Genomic DNA, 17,766 nt, shown 5'->3' on the forward strand with positions numbered 1-17,766 from the left:
GACCCTAATTATCATATCAATAAAAAACGCCCCTGACTCATCAAATTAGGGGCGTTTTGGTTATTTTTCTAAAAAGAATTAGGCACTAATCCCCGAATGACGTAGCAAAGCATCAATTTGTGGCTCACGACCGCGGAAGCGTTTGAACAGTTCCATCGGCTCTTCACTCCCCCCCATTTCAAGGATGTTATTGAGGAAGCTCTTACCCGTTTCGGTGTTAAAGATGCCCTCTTCTTCAAAACGAGAGAATGCATCTGATGACAACACTTCTGCCCACAAGTAGCTGTAGTAACCAGCACTGTAACCACCTGCAAAGATATGGCTAAAACTGTGTGAGAATCGGTTCCACTCTAGGCTTGGCAATACCGCCACTTTGGATTTCACCTCCGCTAGCGTTTCAAGTACACGAGGGCCAACTTCTGGGTCAAACTCAGTGTGCAGAGTGAAATCGAACAAGCCAAACTCTAACTGACGCAGAATAAACATCGCTGATTGGAAGTTCTTCGCCGCCAACATTTTCTCTAACATCTCTTTTGGTAGTGCTTCGCCTGTTTCAAAGTGACCCGAAATAAACGCCAGTGCTTCTTCTTCCCAACACCAGTTTTCTAGGAACTGACTTGGTAGCTCCACCGCATCCCACGGCACACCATTGATGCCCGATACCGCACCCGACTCAACCTGAGTCAGCATGTGGTGAATACCATGACCAAATTCGTGGAACAGCGTTACCACTTCATCGTGAGTAAACAGCGCAGGCTTGTCACCGACTGGGCGGTTAAAGTTACACGTTAAGTACGCCACTGGCGATTGCAGCTCACCAGATTCATTAATACGGCGAACGCGACACTCATCCATCCAAGCGCCACCGCGTTTATGTTCGCGAGCATATAAATCGAGATAGAAGCTACCACGCAGCTTTTCATCAGCATCGAAGATATCGAAGAAGCGCACTGACTCATGCCAAGTATCCACACCTTCGCGCTCTTTAACCGTCATACCAAACACGCGCTTCAGCACTTCAAAAAGACCGCTTACCGCTTTCGCTTCTGGGAAGTATGGGCGCAGCTCTTCATCTGAAATTTGGAATAAGTGCTGTTTCTGCTTTTCGCTGTAGTAAGCAATATCCCATAGGTTTAGCTCTTCAACGCCAAACTCTGCCTTGGCAAACTGGCGCAGTTCTTCAACCTCACGTTCACCTTGAGGTTTTGCCTTGCTGGCTAAGTCATTCAAGAAACCTAATACCTGCGAAGGATTCTCGGCCATCTTGGTTGCCAAAGACTTTTCACTGTAGGTGTTAAAACCAAGCATGCGAGAGATTTCGTAACGCAGTTTTAGCTGTTCGTTGATGATCTCTGTGTTATCCCACTCACCCGCTTTCGGGCCGCGATCAGAAGCACGCGTCACGTACGCTTCGTACAGCTCTTTACGCAGATCTTGGTTATCACAGTAAGTCATCACTGGCAGATAAGATGGGATATCCAGCGTTAACAAGTAACCGTCTAGTTCTTTAGATTCAGCCGCCGCTTTCGCTGCCGCCAATGCCGATTCTGGCATACCTTCGAGTTCTTTCTCATCCGTCACATGCTTGCTCCAACCCATGGTCGCATCAAGTACGTTATTAGAGAACTTAGAGCCTAGCTCTGACATACGCTTGCTGATTTCGCCATAGCGATGCTGCTCATCAGCAGGCAAGCCAATGCCCGACAGTTCAAAGTCACGTAGAGAATCAGTAATGGTTTTCTTCTGCGCTTGGGTCAACTGAGCAAACTCATCGCTCGCCTTGATCGCCTTATAAGCATCAAACAAACCTTTATGTTGGCCAACCCAAGTGCCGTACTCTGACAGCAGTGGTAGGCAGCTTTCGTATGCATCGCGCAGTTCATCACTGTTGACCACCGAATTCATGTGGCTCACCGGTGACCAAATACGACTTAAGCGATCATCCACCTCTTCAATTGGTGCTACCACACTGTCCCACATTGGGGTGATATCACCAGCAAGCACCTGTTCGATTTTAGAACGGCAGTCAGCAATCGCCTGCTCTACCGCTGGTTTAACATGTTCTGGTTTAATCTGTGAAAACGGGGGCAAATCGGTAAAACTAAGCAGTGGATTCGACATAAATCATTCCTTTTGTTAGCCAAAGCGAACTACGGGTTCGTCTATTGAGTATATTCAGTGTCTTAAAGATTAAATATAGGTGCGATAAGCATTTTTCAATAGAGAGATGCAGCTAAGTTGTTGCTAAATACGAGCATCGCACAGCCACTGAGTATATAATCAGCGAATCGTTCGTATTAACTTCAATATGGTTGCAAGACCATTTCGAGAGAGTCATTTTGTTAAGTTATCGCCACAGTTTTCACGCTGGTAACCACGCTGACGTGGTTAAGCATATCGTTCAAAGCCTTATTCTGGATGCGCTCAAGCAGAAAGATAAGCCATTTGTTTACCACGATACCCACTCAGGTGTTGGTCGTTACGACCTGACTCACGAGTGGTCAGAAAAAACTGGCGAGTACAAACAAGGTATCGCTCGTATTTGGGATCAAGCAGATATCCCACAAGATATTCAAAGCTACCTTGAGTCAATTAAAACGCTCAATAATGGTGATGCACTGCGCTACTACCCAGGTTCACCTCGTGTTGCTCGCGCTCAGATTCGACCGCAAGATCGTATGGTCCTGACTGAGTTGCACCCTGCCGATCACCCGCTACTTGAACAAGAATTCCACCGTGATCGTCAGGTCTCCATCTACAAAGAAGATGGTTTTAAACGGTTGAAAGCAAGTTTGCCTCCACAAGAGCGTCGTGGTTTGGTACTGATTGACCCACCTTACGAGTTGGCAAAGGAGTATCGCGACGTAGTGACTGCTATTGCTCAAAGCCATAAACGCTGGGCAACAGGTATCTACGCAATTTGGTACCCAGTAGTTAACCGCTGTGACATTGAAGACATGATTGAAGGCTTAGAAAGCTTAGGCATTCGCAAGATTCTGCAAATCGAATTAGGCGTATCACCAGATACCAACGAGCGTGGTATGACAGCATCGGGCATGATTGTGATTAACCCGCCGTGGAAGCTAGAAAGCCAGATGAAAGAAATTCTACCATTCCTGCAAGAAGCGATTGCCCCTGCAACCGGTCACTTTAAAGTGGAATGGATAGTACCGGAGTAAGATTACTCTAGCCTAAATAGTTGGAGTTGCAGCTAGGCGACAAGTAAATACAGCCCTATGCGCATAGGTGTTCTATGTAATTAGGGCGGCCGGCGCTCCGGTGAATTTACGCAGTCAACAACGCTGCAGCTTCAAATATGACGGCTATTATCGCTATTTGTCATAACCAACCTCACTTTTTCCCATTGGGAAATCAGTCAGAGTCGATTTATGATAAGCAACAAGGACAGCTCTGAGTGACGGATTGAGTTTGCTCAAATTCATCCCTATATACTCAGTAGCAATCAAATAAATTAATAAGCTCGGAGAAAGTAATGGCGACTCATTTTGATTACATCTGTATCGGCGGCGGCTCAGGCGGCATCGCATCGGCTAACCGTGCAGCTATGTACGGCGCAAAAGTCGCGCTGATTGAAGCTCAAGACCTAGGCGGTACGTGTGTCAACGTTGGCTGTGTACCGAAGAAGGTTATGTGGCACGGTGCGCAAATTGCGGATGCAATGAACCTATACGCTGAAGACTACGGCTTCGATGTAGATGTAAAAGGCTTTGACTGGAGCAAGCTAGTTGAAAGTCGCCAAGCTTACATTGGTCGCATTCACCAATCTTACGATCGCGTTCTAGGCAACAACAAAGTAAACGTTATTAAAGGGTTTGCTAAGTTCGTTGACGAGAAAACGGTTGAAGTGAATGGCGAGCACTACACGGCAGACCATATCCTAATCGCTGTAGGTGGTCGTCCAAGCATTCCTAACATTCCTGGCGCTGAGTACGGTATCGACTCTAACGGTTTCTTTGAGCTAAACGAGCAACCAAAACGCGTTGCTGTTATTGGTGCTGGCTACATTGCGGTTGAAATCGCAGGCGTACTGAATGCGCTAGGTACTGAAACTCACCTGTTCGTTCGTAAAGAATCGCCACTGCGTAGCTTTGACCCAATGATCATTGAAACACTAGTTGAAGTCATGGACGCTGAAGGTCCTAAGCTGCACACTCAATCTATTCCAAAAGAGATTGTTAAAGAAGCGGATGGCAGCCTGACTCTTCACCTAGAAAACGGCAACACGCAAAACGTTGACCAACTTATCTGGGCAATTGGCCGTCACCCAGCAACTGACGCAATCAACCTTGCATCTACTGGCGTTGAAACTAACGAGCGTGGCTACATCAAGGTAGACGAGTACCAAGAAACCAACGTGAAAGGCATCTACTGTGTTGGTGATATCATGGAAGGCGGTATCGAGCTAACTCCAGTTGCGGTTAAAGCAGGTCGCCAACTTTCTGAGCGTCTGTTCAACGGCAAAACCAATGCGAAAATGGACTACAACCTAGTTCCAACTGTTGTATTTAGCCACCCACCGATCGGCACGATTGGTCTAACAACTCAAGAAGCTGAAGAGAAGTACGGCAAAGACAACGTGAAAGTTTACACCTCTGGCTTTACGGCAATGTACACAGCAGTCACTAAGCACCGTCAGCCATGTAAGATGAAGCTAGTTTGCGCTGGCGAAGAAGAAACTGTTGTTGGTCTACACGGCATCGGCTTCACGGTTGATGAGATGATTCAAGGTTTCGGCGTCGCAATGAAGATGGGCGCAACCAAAGCAGACTTCGACTCTGTTGTGGCTATCCACCCAACTGGCTCAGAAGAGTTTGTTACTATGAGGGGTTAGTGTAGGAAAAGCATCTTACACACATAAATAAATCTGGAAAATAACCAACCACCGACTAAGCTGTATGCCTAGTCGGTGTTTTTTTAGTAAGGTTTTGGCATGAAATTATTGCCAATGAGTGAATGTCAATGATCTGTTCGTCGTTTAGTTCACTCTATTTCTGCAACAAAGCCAAAACACTCTAAACCCGAAATAGGTTACTATTTATTGTGCAGCAAGGGGGTCATCAGGAGTTTCTGGCTGTTGGCGTTGGCTCAGTTGCTGTTCTATGTGTTTGAGTACTTGCGCATCCACATAAGAATATGCCGTATTTTTCAGGCCGTTGACAGAAGGAGCAACTAATGTTGGTAGGTAGGCTCCACCCTGTCCCATTAGACTATCAACATATTCAGTCTGATGCGCTAATCCAATAACATGAGAGATCTCATGCACTAGCGGAGCATAGGCAAGGTAGTGATTGCCATAATAAGTGGTTATCTTACCTATGTCTGTATTCAGAAGGACCATGTTTTTATGTCTTGATGAATCATATATCGTACCACCCAATATAGAAGGATTGTGGTGTTCAGCGTCAGGTAAAGGAGATCTGGTAATTATTACATTTGCGCGAGCTTCATCGTTAGTAATTGTAAAATGTGCATTAAAGCCTAATGCCTGAAGTGACTCTTGTGTAACAGCAACAGTCTTTCTAATAGTCTCTACTTCATCGCTCCAAAAAATGTGTTGGGCGATATAAACGAAAAATTGTGCATTTGGCCCTAACATTTTGGGATGATTAGGAACATCAACGTTTGGCACAACGAGATCATCCTCGGACATATTAAGGTAAGGACGAACAGTGAGAGCACTAGTGCCACTATCTGTGGTACCAAAATGGTTCGTACCACTTGTTACAGCTAATCGATATCCTCCAGCTTGCTCGATTGGTAACAGAAACTTATATATGGCAGTAGGCTCCAGATTCCATGTGATATCATAGACAATATCATTGGTAGTCTTTGTATCTATATTTATAGGACAATGAAACCCTACTTTAAAACCTTTCGTTTCCGAGTAGTCAACTGTACCTCCATCTCTGGCAGTAATAGAGTACGAAGAACACGTAATTGGTGGAAGAGTTGAGTCAGTCTTGAACGAAAAACTATTTTGCTCCAATTCATGAGGGGTTAAAGTGAGAGTCGGAGCGAAACCATCGTGAATAAAGTCGCTAAATGTGTAATTACTAGAAGAAAGTGATACGAATGCATTATTGACATCAGAGAAATTGCTGAAATTTACACGTGTGAACTGTATATCTAACACTTGTTGATTACCAGTTTCACTTATCCTTGCTTCTATAGGAAGTTCGTGCCCATAATTCGCTCCTGGGCCTATGAATAGTCGAGCTTGTAACTGTTTATCTTGAGTAGCTAACTTCTGCCTAATTTTCTCATAACTAGGTTTGTTAGTTGAGGGCTCTGTGGCTTGTGCACTTAATGACAAAAGTGCACAAGCGGTGATTAGTAATTTTTTTTTCATTTCTCACTCCGCTCTTGTTGATTTCATTACAACAGCGCACATATAAGACCACAAAAATCTAAGTTACAATGAATAAATATGCATATATAATTTTTGGTTTTAATGCTAACGGAACTGAAAGTTGCAAATGCAATTAGGAAAACCGGTGCACAAACATAAGAGACTAGAGGGCAACCCCTCCAAACTAAATCTTAACTTTTTTGCCAAGCTCATCTTGTAAAGACGTCAACTCCATATAAGGAATGAGGCACAAGCATTTAGGATAAATAGCGACTGAATTCTTAAATGTGATAAATTTGCTGTCGCTCGTAGCAAATAACCCCTCTCAAAAAGCAGGCCAATTGGCCTGCTTCTTTAGTTTATTAGTCACTACTTACTTCACGCACATGACATTGAGCAATGAAGTGCCTTTGAGCTGGTTGGTCTTACCACTGGTAAATAAGCCAATTTTTTTGCTCCCCCAATAAGGTAGATGCATTGGCCATTGGCTCTTTTCCATCTCACCAGACTTTAGCAAAGCCTGCCATTGTTCAACCGAAGCCATTCCCATTCCAAGGCGATAACAAGTCTTATACGCTTGCTCATAACTCATACGATTCCATGGCAACGAGTGTTCCATATAAAACTGGTCGTCACTAAACATCACGTACGGCACTTTGTACTCTACACCATTAATAGTGGTCGCTAAACGAATCGCTATTTCTTGTTGCGCCTTTTTCGATTCTGGCGTGGCAACAACGACCGGCTTGGCAGGTTGTTTTACCGTTGCTGGGATTACCGTTGTAGACTGAGCAGCAGGCTTAGACGATTTTTGGGGGTTAACTTGTGGCGGTATCGCTTTCGCTGGAGCCCCGCTCACCACTTCACGAATAAAGGCTTCTTTATAACCGTTTTCCGTTTTTACTTTAGCAAGGTCCTGCTTAACCTCAGCGAAATTCGTATAAGGACCTATTAGGCATCGCCAGCCTTTGGCTTCAGGCTTTATCCAGACATCGGTACCGATGTGCTTATACAGAGCCTTAGCTTTCTCTAATGACAACGGCTTACCAAACACACCACACTGAATCCAAAAAGTAGATTCACTGCCACGCGGCTTAGAATTGCCCCATATTCCCTTGCCGATCGGACAGGCTTTATCAAGTAGCGGCAGTTCATTGGTAGAGGCTTGGGTTGCATCACAAAGGAACTTTTGTGCCAGTGCAGGCGCGGGCATAACAGGTAAGGCCAATAGCGCTATAAGACTCCATCGCTTAGAAAAAAATTGCTTTGGCTTTGCTGCCATATCGATATCCATAAACTTCATTCTTTTATCCACTATGCAGACAAATAGTGTGACATTATTGCTTGTTCACTGTTGAGAAAAAGTGAATGCAAAAAAAGAGCCGTAATCAATTACGGCTCTTAGTGTAGTGAGAGTCTACATGCTAAATCAAAGGCTCAGATCACCCTTTAAGCAATTAATATCCTCACAACTTAACCCGACACGCAGAAAAGATATCTTTCTCTGCCTGATAGGTTTCCGTTTCGACATCCATAATGCCTAATAAGGAGTAAAACAGGTTGTCTTGCGAATAATGCTCTCGCAGCTTGGCACCTTGCTTGAGACAATCGTAGTTGATATTTTTCGCCTGCTGGAAACCTGGCGACATCCAAACAATAAATGGCACTGTGGTTTGGAAGTCTGGAGCAAATGCATATGGTGCTCCATGTAAATACAGGCCACCTTCTCCTAGCGACTCACCGTGGTCAGACAGATAAATGACTGCGGTATTGTATTTCGATTCAAGTACACTTAACTGCTCAATCACCTTACTCAATACATAATCAGTATAGCGAATAGTATTATCGTAACTATTGATGATCTGTTGCTGGGTGCAATTTTCGATATCGGCTCTAGGACAATCAGGTTGGAATACCGCCATACTTGGTGGATAACGCTTGAAGTAAGTTGGACCATGGCTACCAATCAAGTGTAAGGCGACCATTCTATTACCAGAAAGTTTCTCAATATTCGGTACTAAATTGTCTAGTAGCACCATGTCATAACAGGTATCACCATCGCACAAGTCATCTTTACGTGCTCGCGGCATCATCTGAATTTCAATATTTCGAGCGACCCCTTTATCCCCACCATCGTTATCTTCCCATACCATAGCGACACCTGCTCGATTAAGAATATCGAGTGCATTATCTTGATTGTTAGCTCGATCATGATCATAGCTATCATGGGTTAAGATGGAGAACATACAAGGTAGTGATACCGCTGTGGCCGTACCACAAGAACGCACATCCTGAAACGACACTACATCTAACTTACTGGTATAAGGGTTAGTTTCACGAGCATAGCCATTAAGCTGATAGTTTTGCGAGCGTGCGGTCTCACCAACAACTAGCACGACAAGGTTGGGTTTTTGCTTCGCTTGCTCTAGTGTCTGTTGAGACTGATGGGCATCGAGTCCGAGTTCAACATAAGGTTGAGGTACCGTAAAGTAGTTCTTCTTAATGTATTTCGTCGTCGCATAAACAAACTGAGTCGGCACAATCAGTTTCTTAATATAGCTGTGATTGCGACCAAATGAGGCGTAATCCTGATAGTAAAGCCCCGCAATAGCAATCACTACTAGAATAGAACACAGTATCGATAAGAGTTTTTTTCCAATCAGCTTGAACCACGGCTCTCGTCTAACTGATACCATAAGCAACAAAATTGCAGGAATAACACCGAACCCAACTGCCCACAATATCGAGTACAGACTAAGATAAGAGCTCGCTTCACTGCTATCAGTCTGCATAATATTGACGATCATGTCAGTATCAAACAGGGTACCGTAGTTATAACCGGCATAACTGACTAACGCAGACAAAACAAGTAACAAACTAAAGAAAGGCTTAGTCACCAAAGGCCAACTCAACAAGTTGAACAACAAATTGAGAACTGCAAAAAAGAAAATTGGAATAGAGATGATAAAACCGAGCTTTACTTCACTCATCTCAGAGAAAAGGCGGTGCAGTTCCTTGTAAATTGGCAAGTTTAACGCCACCGTGAAATACAGTGCCAATAACGCCACAAGAGTTACATTACTGATTTTTAATGTATTTATCTTCATTCTGGCAATCATAAAAGCCCTCCAATAATAATTCCCCACGTTACTAGGGCCAGAATCAGTGCCACAAATACTGCAGCAGATCCAATATCTTTGGCTCGACCACTTAACTCATGTAACTCACTGCCAATTCGATCAACTACGGCTTCAACCGCCGAATTCAGTAACTCAACAATAAGAACAATGAAAACACTGCCAATCAGCAGCACTTTTTCAACATTCGTAACTGGTAACCAGAAAGCCAGCAACGTCATCACTAGGCCAAGAACGCTCTCTTGCCTAAACGCCGCCTCATGCTGCCAAGCAGCTTTTAGCCCCTGAATTGAATAGCGTGTTGCATGCAGCACACGAACCACTCCCGTTTTTCCAGGTTTCACTCATTTACCTTCTTCATGACTAAATTATTATGTTTATTTTCAGTCTACTTCCACTGTAAGAAGTAGACTACAACTCATTTTAATAATCAGACACTAAATAGCTGTAAAACGCTCCGTCTAATCACGTAAACATTGATTACCAAATTGAAACACACTACAAACAAAAAAGCCGCAAATAATTGCGGCTTTATCGATAAGGATAGAATTACCCTTTGTAGATTTTCGGGTTAAATACATCACGTAACCAGTCACCCAGCAGGTTGATAACCAACACTAGCGTGACTAGCACAATGCCAGGGAATGCTGTGATCCACCATGCACCAGAGAAGATGTAGTTAAAGCCGATACTGATTAAGGCACCTAACGATGGTTGGTCGACCGGTAGACCTAAGCCAAGGAAAGAAAGCGCCGCTTCCGACATAATCGCGTTTGCAACCTGAACCGTCGAGATAACCAAGATTGGCGATAAACAGTTTGGTAGAATATGGCGGAACATAATACGTGGTGCTTTAAAGCCCATCACACGCGCCGCTTCAACATACTCTTTCTTCTTCTCAGCTAGCACTGAAGCACGAATGGTACGTGCATACTGCGGCCATTCAGCGACACCAATGATCACCACCAGCATCACCACTGCATACTGACTATAGAAATCACTACCAAAGCTGGCTTTAAAGATAGCCGAGACAATGATCGCCACCATCATGGTTGAGAACGAAAGCTGTACGTCCGCAAAACGCATTAGGAAGCTATCAATTCGGCCACCGAAGTAACCCGCAGACAGGCCAATCACGATACCTAGAATTAGCTGCAAACCAACCGCTAAGAAACCGATCGTTAGTGACAGGCGTGAGCCGTAGAGAATGGTCGATAAAATGTCACGACCCTGCTCATCAGTACCAAGTAGGAATCGCTCATCACCATCTTCCATCCAAGACGGTGGAAGCTCTGAGTCCATAATATCAATTGACGATAAATCGTATGGATCAGTTGGTGATAGAACTGGTGCAGCCAAAGCCATCACCAAAAAAAGCATGAATACAGTAAAACTTGCCATCGCGACTTTGTCACGCTTGAAGTAATACAAAAAATCCGACTGTTTAAAACGCTCCCAGCGAGAAGGAGCTGCTGCTGTTTGACTCATGATTAAGCTCCTTTACCTGTTAGATTTACGGTCGGGTTGATGATGCCGTATAGCAAGTCAACAATCGTGTTGGTTACCACGAAAATCAAGCCAACGAAGATAACGTAAGCCGTGATAAGCGGTGTATCGACACGGTTAATTGCTTCTAGGAAAAGGAAACCTGTACCAGGCCACTGGAAAACGGTTTCAGTCAGGATGGTATAAGCCACCATAGTACCAATCTGTACACCACCTACCGTTAATACTGGCAGCATGGTGTTTTTCAATGCATGTTGGTAGTAAATCTTGTTCAGAGCTAAGCCTTTCGCCTTACCAAACTTAATGTATTCTGAGCTTAGGACTTCGAGCATTTCAGAACGTACCAAACGAATAAATAGCGGTAGCATGATAGACGCTAGCGCAATACAAGGCAGAACAAGGTGAGCTAATCCATCAAGGGTAAAGTAGCCCGACTCCCAACCAAATATATTCGCTGTTTCACCTCGGCCATAAGATGGTAGCCAGCCTAACTCAATCGAGAAGACATACATCAACATAATAGCGGTTAAGAAAACAGGAATCGAGATACCGATACTACTGCCAGCCATCACTAACTTAGTAAAGAAGCTTTTTGGATGAATTGCCGAGTAAACACCAAGAGGTATCGAACAGAAAACAATGATCAGCGTAGCACCAAATACTAACTCAAGTGTCGCTACCAATTTATCAAGAATCACTTCAACCGCTGGGCGCTTGAAGAAGTAAGATGTACCTAAGTCACCTTGCAGCGCATTGCCGACAAAGCGAGTGTATTTTGTAATGAAGGGATCATTCAGACCTAGATCATCACGTAGCGCTTGGCGCTCGGCTTCTGAAACCGACTGACCAACCAACTCACGTAACGGGTCGCCTAGGTTATCCTGAATGGCAAACGCCACTAGACTGATCACAAACATCACTATCAGTGCCTGAAACAGGCGCTTGACCAGAAACGAAAACATTCCTTGCCCCTTAAACTTTCCATAGATTTCAGTCTTAAAAATGGTACTTAACCCGACTGAAACAAAGCTAAGCACCAAAAATCGACCAAGCACTCACAGAGTCATGAGCACTTGATCTGGTTCACTCGTGATTATTTAACCACTAGGTCACCGAAGTACGGGAAGTTCATGCCGTTGATGATTGGACCAATCTCAACGTTACCTTTCGCTGCCCATGATGGATCCTGCCAGTGTAGAGGTACGAATGCCGCTTCGTTGTATAGAATCTCTTCTACTTTCTTCAGCGATGCACTACGTTTCTCTAAATCAGTCATCGTGTTGGTCTCTTCAATTAGCTTATCAACTTCAGCATTTGAGTAGTGACCACAGTTGTATTGACCTTTACCTGTTTCAGCGTTACGCGTCATAGCGAGGAACTCAGTAAAGTTACCTGAATCCTCTGTATCTGGGTGCCAGCCGATCATTAGCATATCTGCTGCACACTTATCGAACTCAGGCCAGTATTGAGCTTTTGGCATTGTCTTCAGATCAACCTTGATACCGATCTTAGACAGCATTGCTGCAGAAGCTTGAGCAATCTTGTCATCGTTCACGTAACGGTTGTTTGGCGCCATCATAGTTAGCGTGAAGCCTTTCTCGTAACCCGCTTCTTTCATCAGCTCTTTCGCTTTCTTAAGATCGTAGCGAGGTTTAAGATCTGCATTGTGACCAACGAAACCAACTGGGCTCTGTTGACCTGCAGCCGTTGCCGCACCCTTCATTACTTTCTTAGTGATACCTTCGTTGTTGATTGCGTAGGTAATCGCTTGACGAACGCGCACATCTTTCAATGCAGGGTTGCTGTTTTGGTTCATTTGGAACGTGATTACGCGCGTACCTGGCATAGTGTAAAGATCAACACTGTCTGCTTTCTTAATACGTTTGTAGTCGTTTGGTGCAACAGGAGCGATCATGTCAACGTCGCCAGAAAGAAGGGCTGCAACACGTGTTGCGTCTTCTTTGATTGGTACTAGCGTTAGCTTGTCTACGTTACCGTCAGACTCTTTGTCCCAGTAATCGTTGAAACGCTCAAACGTTACTTTTACACCTTGCTCACGCTGAGTGATAATGAAAGGACCAGTACCTGAAACATTGGTCGATGCGTAAGAGTTACCGTGCTTAACTAGCTCAGCTTTGTCTTTACCATCTTCTGTCTTACCTGAGTAGAACTTGCTGTCCATTGGGAACAGGTAAGTCATTACGTTTTCTACTAGCGGGTAAACGCCTTCAGTTTTCACTTCAACCGTGTAATCGCCAGTTTTAGTGATTGAAACGATTGGGCCAAAGATACCTTTGAAGTCAGGAGAGCTTTTCAGACGGTCAAATGTCCACACTACGTCGTCTGCAGTTAATGCATTACCTGAGTGGAATTTAACGCCTTGGCGGATATTAAACAGCATCGTTTCGCCATCAATACGTTCCCAAGACTCAGCCAAACGTGGTTCAAATTCCATCTTCTGGTTAAAACGGATTAGTGGGTCAAATACCATGTGAGACATTTGCAGTGTACCGCCAGACAGTTGCTCATGCGGGTCAAGTGACACTGGGTCTGCATCATAAGCGACGGTAATATCTGCTGCCGCTGCGCCAAAGCTAAGGCCAGCTGCCATTAAAGCCACTGCTAGTTTGCTTTTCATGGTTTTCATTGCATAACTCCTTATGCGGGATTTCTATCCCTAGTTGTTGTATTTGCGTCTGTTTAATACCTGATGCTGCTTGTATCAGGAAAGGTCTACGACTTACGCCGTTTTTATTTCTTCTCTTAAGCCCTTAAATTCAGGCATTAGGGAAATTAGTTGCTTACTGTATTCATGCTGCGGCGATGTAAATAGCTGCTCTGTTGGGGCAACTTCTAACAAGGTACCCATCTGCATCACACCTACTCGGTCACACATTTGACGAATAACCGGTAAATCGTGGCTGATGAACAACATGGTGAGATTTAACTCATCTTGGAGGTCTTTCAGTAAGTTAAGGATCTGAGCCTGTACCGATACATCCAATGCTGAGGTCGGTTCATCACAGATAAGTAGACGTGGGCGAGTCGCCAATGCACGAGCAATCGAAATACGCTGACGCTGACCACCCGAGAATTCGTGTGGGTACTTCACACCCGCCATTTTGCCTAAACCTACGTGATCAAGTAGATCGTTAACGATCTGTCTGGTTTCCGCTTCACTGTTGGTTAATTTATGGAAACGAATTGGCTCAGCGATGATATCGAAGATCTTCATTCGCGGGTTCATCGAGGTGTATGGGTTCTGGAACACCATCTGCATTTGGCGACGAAGAGGACGACGCTCTTTCTCTGATTTTAATGACGTCAAGTCGATACCTTCAAACGTCACCTTGCCTGAATTTGGTTCATACAGACCAGCAATAACGCGCGCGATAGTCGATTTACCTGAACCTGATTCACCCACTAAACCAAATGTCTCACCTTCAAACACTTCGAAGCTAACGTTGTTCGATGCTTGAACGTATTCGCGGCGACTTTCAAACAGAGAGTCTTTAGTGACAAAGCGTAAGTTAACGTTTTCAACATTCAGTAGAGAGCCAGTGTAATCACGGTGATCTTGGCTTTGACCTAACCAATGGTTTTTCACATCCAGTGGCTCCATCTCGTGAGCTTCTTCGATGTAGCTCACCAACGGGAAGCGATCAAGCTTGATATCTGAACGCGGAACAGCAGAAATTAGGCTGCGAGTGTAGGAATGATCAGGGTCGCCAAGTACTTTATCGGTAGGGCCAAACTCAACCAAATCACCACGGTACATCACAGCTACACGGTCCGTGACGTTCGATACGACTCCCATATCGTGGGTAACCAACATACAACCGACATCATTCTTAATACACAACTCGCGGATTAAGCTAAGAATTTGGTCTTGGATAGAAACATCCAGTGCGGTTGTAGGTTCATCAGCAATAATTAGGTCAGGTTCACCTGCCAGAGCAATCGCTATAACCACACGCTGACGCATGCCACCTGAGAACTGGTGGGGATACTGTTTTAAACGGTTTTCTGGCTGTGGAATGCCCACTTGTTCCATCAATGACAGAGCACGTTTGTATGCCTCTTCGTCAGTGACTTTCATGTTGGCGTGGATGGTTTCTTTTAGCTGTTGCTCAACGGTGAACAGTGGGTTGAGCGATGTCATTGGGTCTTGGAAGATAAAACCAATTTTAGAGCCGCGCACACTGCGCATCTGCTCTGGAGTCAGACCTGAAATCTGCTCATCATCTAAATAAACGTCGCCACTTGCGATGCGACCAGGAGGGCTAAGTAGATCGATAACGGCATTACCGACTGTTGATTTACCTGCACCTGACTCGCCTACTACGCCGACGATCTCGCCACGCTCAATATTAAAAGAAAGCGATTTAACCGCGGCATGTACACCATGACGCGAAGGGTACTCTATTCGAAGATTTTTAACTTCTAAAAGTGACATTACCAGACCTCTACTGCTTCGGCAGCTTTCTGCCCTGTCTGAAAAGTGAATCCATTCTTACCAGAATATCGTTCTAGTAATTTACAAGCTCATCAATTTGGCAAAAAATTCACAGAAAAGCAACAAACATAGGACAAAAAGTTGAATTCGAACAAAAACCAAGCAGCTTATGAAAATAAATATGCAATATAGCTAGATCATCGTTTGCTCCAGATTGATGAAAAATAGCAACGAAACACCGAAAATACTAACCTTTGGCTATTTCATAAAACTTATAGCAACCAGAACAAATGAATATAAATTCAAACAAGAACACCAAAAGACAATTAACAACTTAAAAACAATTGGCCGGATATTAACTATTATTTGGTTAATTAATTTAAATTACAGCTCAAAATTGGCATTTAAATGATATTAAATGCAAATAATTCAGCTTATTCATCTATAAAAATAATCAATATATTATTCCATCCTGATTAAACATAATGCTTAAGTATTAGAATGTGATGGGCAATAAAGTTGGAAGAATGAGATCAACAGAAGAGGGTTCTGTGCGCAAGTGAGAGGCTAACGATTTAGAGGAGATTTAAACTAACAGCTAAACGATAAGAGATTCCCTACTCCCTCATTCTTCGGTCTATGGAATGACGGTTTATTGGGTATGAACTATCTAACACCAAATGTACCTTTCGTCGCGGACGGCCAGTCTAGGGCTTCAATAGTGGTCGGTGAAGAGACATATTCTAAACATCAGGCGAACCCTACCTTGGGTTCGAAAGCATTTGTGAATAGCTAGAAAGTAAAAAGCCCCGTCATTTCTGACGCGGACGGCTAGTTGAGGCTTTCTTGAAGTTCTAGTCCAGAACTCCAAATGTAAAAAAGCCCTAGTCTTTCGACTAGGGCTTCAATAGTGGTCGGTGAAGAGGGATTCGAACCCCCGACCCTCTGGTCCCAAACCAGATGCGCTACCAAGCTGCGCTATTCACCGAAACTGATTTTAATGAGAATTTAGCTCTTCAGAGGGTCGCCCTCTGGTCCCGCTATTCTCAAACTCAGAGATGCGCTACAAATACGCTATCCACCGAGCAAATAATGGGGTGGCTAACGGGACTTGAACCCGCGACAACTGGAATCACAATCCAGGGCTCTACCAACTGAGCTATAGCCACCGCTAATTTTTGTTGTTCACCGCTCTATGAGCGTCAAACGAAAGAGTGGTCGGTGAAGAGGGATTCGAACCCCCGACCCTCTGGTCCCAAACCAGATGCGCTACCAAGCTGCGCTATTCACCGACTTAGATTTTGTTCTGATTAATCAGAACCGGAAACCTAGGTTACCGCTCTCTATATTAATAGAGAAATGGGGTGGCTAACGGGACTTGAACCCGCGACAACTGGAATCACAATCCAGGGCTCTACCAACTGAGCTATAGCCACCACTGATATTTTTTACCGATAAACCTTAAGGCGATTGGCACGCCCGAAAGGATTCGAACCTTCGACCTTTGGCTCCGGAGGCCAACGCTCTATCCAACTGAGCTACGGGCGCATGCCCCATCGGCGGAGTGGAATAATACGTATATCACACTATGTCGTCTAGTACTTTTTCAACTTTTTTTATCGTTTGACGCCTTTTTCAACAATTAAAGTGTGATAAACCCCTATTTCCGATTAGATAACTGATTACAAGGAGGTAACTTGCTGTTTATTGCAACAAGTTAACAGGATATAATCACCCATTATTTACATTGATTTAACAGCAATTCACCCTTTGTATACGAAGTGTCTACTGCTTTAGGTCATAATCACACTCTAATAAATGGGTAAGCACGAACTTACCTTCAGGAATGTAAAGTGAGTTTAATGGATATGTCTCGAAAATTATTAACCGCTTTGGTCGCTGCAATCACTTTTTCTAGCGCCTCTTTTGCAGCAAGCGTAAGCCACGAAGAATATGATGCTATTGCAGAACGTATTAAACCTGTTGGTGATGTTTACCTAGCAGGTGCTGAACCAGTAAAAGCGGAGCCAACCGGCCCACGCGATGGCGCAACAGTTTACGGTATGTTCTGTACAGCATGTCACAGCACTGGCATAAGTGGCGCACCTAAGACTGGTGATGCTGGCGACTGGGCACCTCGAATAGCCCAAGGCAAAGACGTCCTAAAAGATCACGCAATTAACGGCTTCAATGCGATGCCTGCGAAAGGTTCTTGTATGGACTGTTCAGACGACGAGATCGTTGCAGCAATTGATCACATGATCAAAGGCCTATAAGCCTGAAAGACGGTGATAGAT

General features: G+C 44.3%; 12 protein-coding genes and 5 tRNA genes. 3 read left to right on the plus strand and 14 right to left on the minus strand.

Annotation, left to right across the window (positions count from 1 at the left end):
- Positions 1 to 78 precede the first annotated feature (78 nt).
- Positions 79 to 2,121 carry an oligopeptidase A gene (gene prlC, locus ACU01J_RS17155; protein WP_481086809.1) on the minus strand — a complete coding sequence of 681 codons (2,043 nt, stop codon included), beginning with the start codon at positions 2,119 to 2,121 and terminating at the stop codon, positions 79 to 81.
- Between the two features lie 218 nt (positions 2,122 to 2,339).
- Here prlC and ACU01J_RS17160 point away from each other — a divergent pair, with 218 nt between their 5' ends.
- Together ACU01J_RS17160 and gorA are read left to right on the plus strand one after the other, a co-directional pair.
- The gene (locus ACU01J_RS17160; protein ID WP_481086810.1) at positions 2,340 to 3,179 is read left to right on the plus strand and encodes a 23S rRNA (adenine(2030)-N(6))-methyltransferase RlmJ; all 840 of its coding nucleotides are present in this window, start codon (positions 2,340 to 2,342) and stop codon (positions 3,177 to 3,179) included.
- A gap of 314 nt (positions 3,180 to 3,493) precedes the next feature.
- Positions 3,494 to 4,852, plus strand: a complete 1,359-nt coding sequence (gene gorA / locus ACU01J_RS17165; RefSeq protein WP_481086811.1) for a glutathione-disulfide reductase — start codon at positions 3,494 to 3,496, stop codon at positions 4,850 to 4,852.
- A 204-nt stretch (positions 4,853 to 5,056) separates the two neighbouring features.
- Here the strand turns inward: gorA and ACU01J_RS17170 are convergent, their stop codons facing one another.
- The 13 genes from ACU01J_RS17170 to ACU01J_RS17230 all read right to left on the minus strand — a co-directional run bounded on the left by ACU01J_RS17170 (position 5,057) and on the right by ACU01J_RS17230 (position 17,017).
- Complete coding sequence (locus ACU01J_RS17170) at positions 5,057 to 6,370, minus strand: zinc metalloprotease (RefSeq protein ID WP_481086812.1); 1,314 nt, start codon at positions 6,368 to 6,370, stop codon at positions 5,057 to 5,059.
- Positions 6,371 to 6,743: 373 nt separating this feature from the next.
- Positions 6,744 to 7,664: an SPOR domain-containing protein gene (locus ACU01J_RS17175; RefSeq protein WP_481086846.1), complete on the minus strand. Its 921-nt coding sequence runs from the start codon at positions 7,662 to 7,664 to the stop codon at positions 6,744 to 6,746.
- Positions 7,665 to 7,836: 172 nt separating this feature from the next.
- Positions 7,837 to 9,489: a phosphoethanolamine transferase gene (locus ACU01J_RS17180; RefSeq protein ID WP_481086813.1), complete on the minus strand. Its 1,653-nt coding sequence runs from the start codon at positions 9,487 to 9,489 to the stop codon at positions 7,837 to 7,839.
- Positions 9,486 to 9,851: a diacylglycerol kinase gene (locus ACU01J_RS17185; RefSeq protein WP_481086814.1), complete on the minus strand. Its 366-nt coding sequence runs from the start codon at positions 9,849 to 9,851 to the stop codon at positions 9,486 to 9,488. Before ACU01J_RS17185 ends, ACU01J_RS17180 begins: the two co-directional genes overlap by 4 nt.
- Positions 9,852 to 10,056: 205 nt before the next feature.
- A complete protein-coding gene (locus ACU01J_RS17190) occupies positions 10,057 to 10,995 on the minus strand; it encodes an ABC transporter permease (RefSeq protein WP_408687040.1) in 939 nt (312 codons plus the stop codon).
- A gap of 2 nt (positions 10,996 to 10,997) precedes the next feature.
- Positions 10,998 to 11,975: an ABC transporter permease gene (locus ACU01J_RS17195; protein ID WP_053440748.1), complete on the minus strand. Its 978-nt coding sequence runs from the start codon at positions 11,973 to 11,975 to the stop codon at positions 10,998 to 11,000.
- A 131-nt stretch (positions 11,976 to 12,106) separates the two neighbouring features.
- A complete protein-coding gene (locus ACU01J_RS17200) occupies positions 12,107 to 13,660 on the minus strand; it encodes an ABC transporter substrate-binding protein (RefSeq protein ID WP_481086815.1) in 1,554 nt (517 codons plus the stop codon).
- A gap of 93 nt (positions 13,661 to 13,753) precedes the next feature.
- Entirely contained in the window at positions 13,754 to 15,469 is a 1,716-nt protein-coding gene (locus ACU01J_RS17205) for a dipeptide ABC transporter ATP-binding protein (RefSeq protein WP_481086816.1), read from the minus strand.
- A gap of 911 nt (positions 15,470 to 16,380) precedes the next feature.
- A tRNA-Pro gene (locus tag ACU01J_RS17210) sits at positions 16,381 to 16,457 on the minus strand.
- Between the two features lie 105 nt (positions 16,458 to 16,562).
- Positions 16,563 to 16,638: transfer RNA gene (locus ACU01J_RS17215), tRNA-His, on the minus strand.
- A 46-nt stretch (positions 16,639 to 16,684) separates the two neighbouring features.
- A tRNA-Pro gene (locus tag ACU01J_RS17220) sits at positions 16,685 to 16,761 on the minus strand.
- A gap of 68 nt (positions 16,762 to 16,829) precedes the next feature.
- Positions 16,830 to 16,905, minus strand: a tRNA-His gene (locus ACU01J_RS17225).
- Positions 16,906 to 16,940: 35 nt separating this feature from the next.
- Positions 16,941 to 17,017, minus strand: a tRNA-Arg gene (locus tag ACU01J_RS17230).
- 314 nt (positions 17,018 to 17,331) lie between these two features.
- On the opposite strand from ACU01J_RS17230, the gene ACU01J_RS17235 reads away from it, so the two are divergent.
- The gene (locus tag ACU01J_RS17235) at positions 17,332 to 17,745 is read left to right on the plus strand and encodes a c-type cytochrome (protein WP_481086817.1); all 414 of its coding nucleotides are present in this window, start codon (positions 17,332 to 17,334) and stop codon (positions 17,743 to 17,745) included.
- The last annotated feature ends 21 nt before the right edge of the window (positions 17,746 to 17,766 follow it).

Source organism: Vibrio sp. 2433-A1 (assembly GCF_056726085.1).

What these genes read in the sequence shown, in the direction of transcription:
- prlC (WP_481086809.1), bottom strand. Translation starts at nt 2,121, where the DNA reads ATGTCGAATCCACTGCTTAGTTTTACCGATTTGCCCCCGTTTTCACAG.
- gorA (WP_481086811.1), top strand. Translation starts at nt 3,494, where the DNA reads ATGGCGACTCATTTTGATTACATCTGTATCGGCGGCGGCTCAGGCGGC.
- ACU01J_RS17170 (WP_481086812.1), bottom strand. Translation starts at nt 6,370, where the DNA reads ATGAAAAAAAAATTACTAATCACCGCTTGTGCACTTTTGTCATTAAGT.
- ACU01J_RS17175 (WP_481086846.1), bottom strand. Translation starts at nt 7,664, where the DNA reads ATGGATATCGATATGGCAGCAAAGCCAAAGCAATTTTTTTCTAAGCGA.
- ACU01J_RS17180 (WP_481086813.1), bottom strand. Translation starts at nt 9,489, where the DNA reads ATGATTGCCAGAATGAAGATAAATACATTAAAAATCAGTAATGTAACT.
- ACU01J_RS17190 (WP_408687040.1), bottom strand. Translation starts at nt 10,995, where the DNA reads ATGAGTCAAACAGCAGCAGCTCCTTCTCGCTGGGAGCGTTTTAAACAG.
- ACU01J_RS17195 (WP_053440748.1), bottom strand. Translation starts at nt 11,975, where the DNA reads ATGTTTTCGTTTCTGGTCAAGCGCCTGTTTCAGGCACTGATAGTGATG.
- ACU01J_RS17200 (WP_481086815.1), bottom strand. Translation starts at nt 13,660, where the DNA reads ATGAAAACCATGAAAAGCAAACTAGCAGTGGCTTTAATGGCAGCTGGC.
- ACU01J_RS17205 (WP_481086816.1), bottom strand. Translation starts at nt 15,469, where the DNA reads ATGTCACTTTTAGAAGTTAAAAATCTTCGAATAGAGTACCCTTCGCGT.
- ACU01J_RS17235 (WP_481086817.1), top strand. Translation starts at nt 17,332, where the DNA reads ATGGATATGTCTCGAAAATTATTAACCGCTTTGGTCGCTGCAATCACT.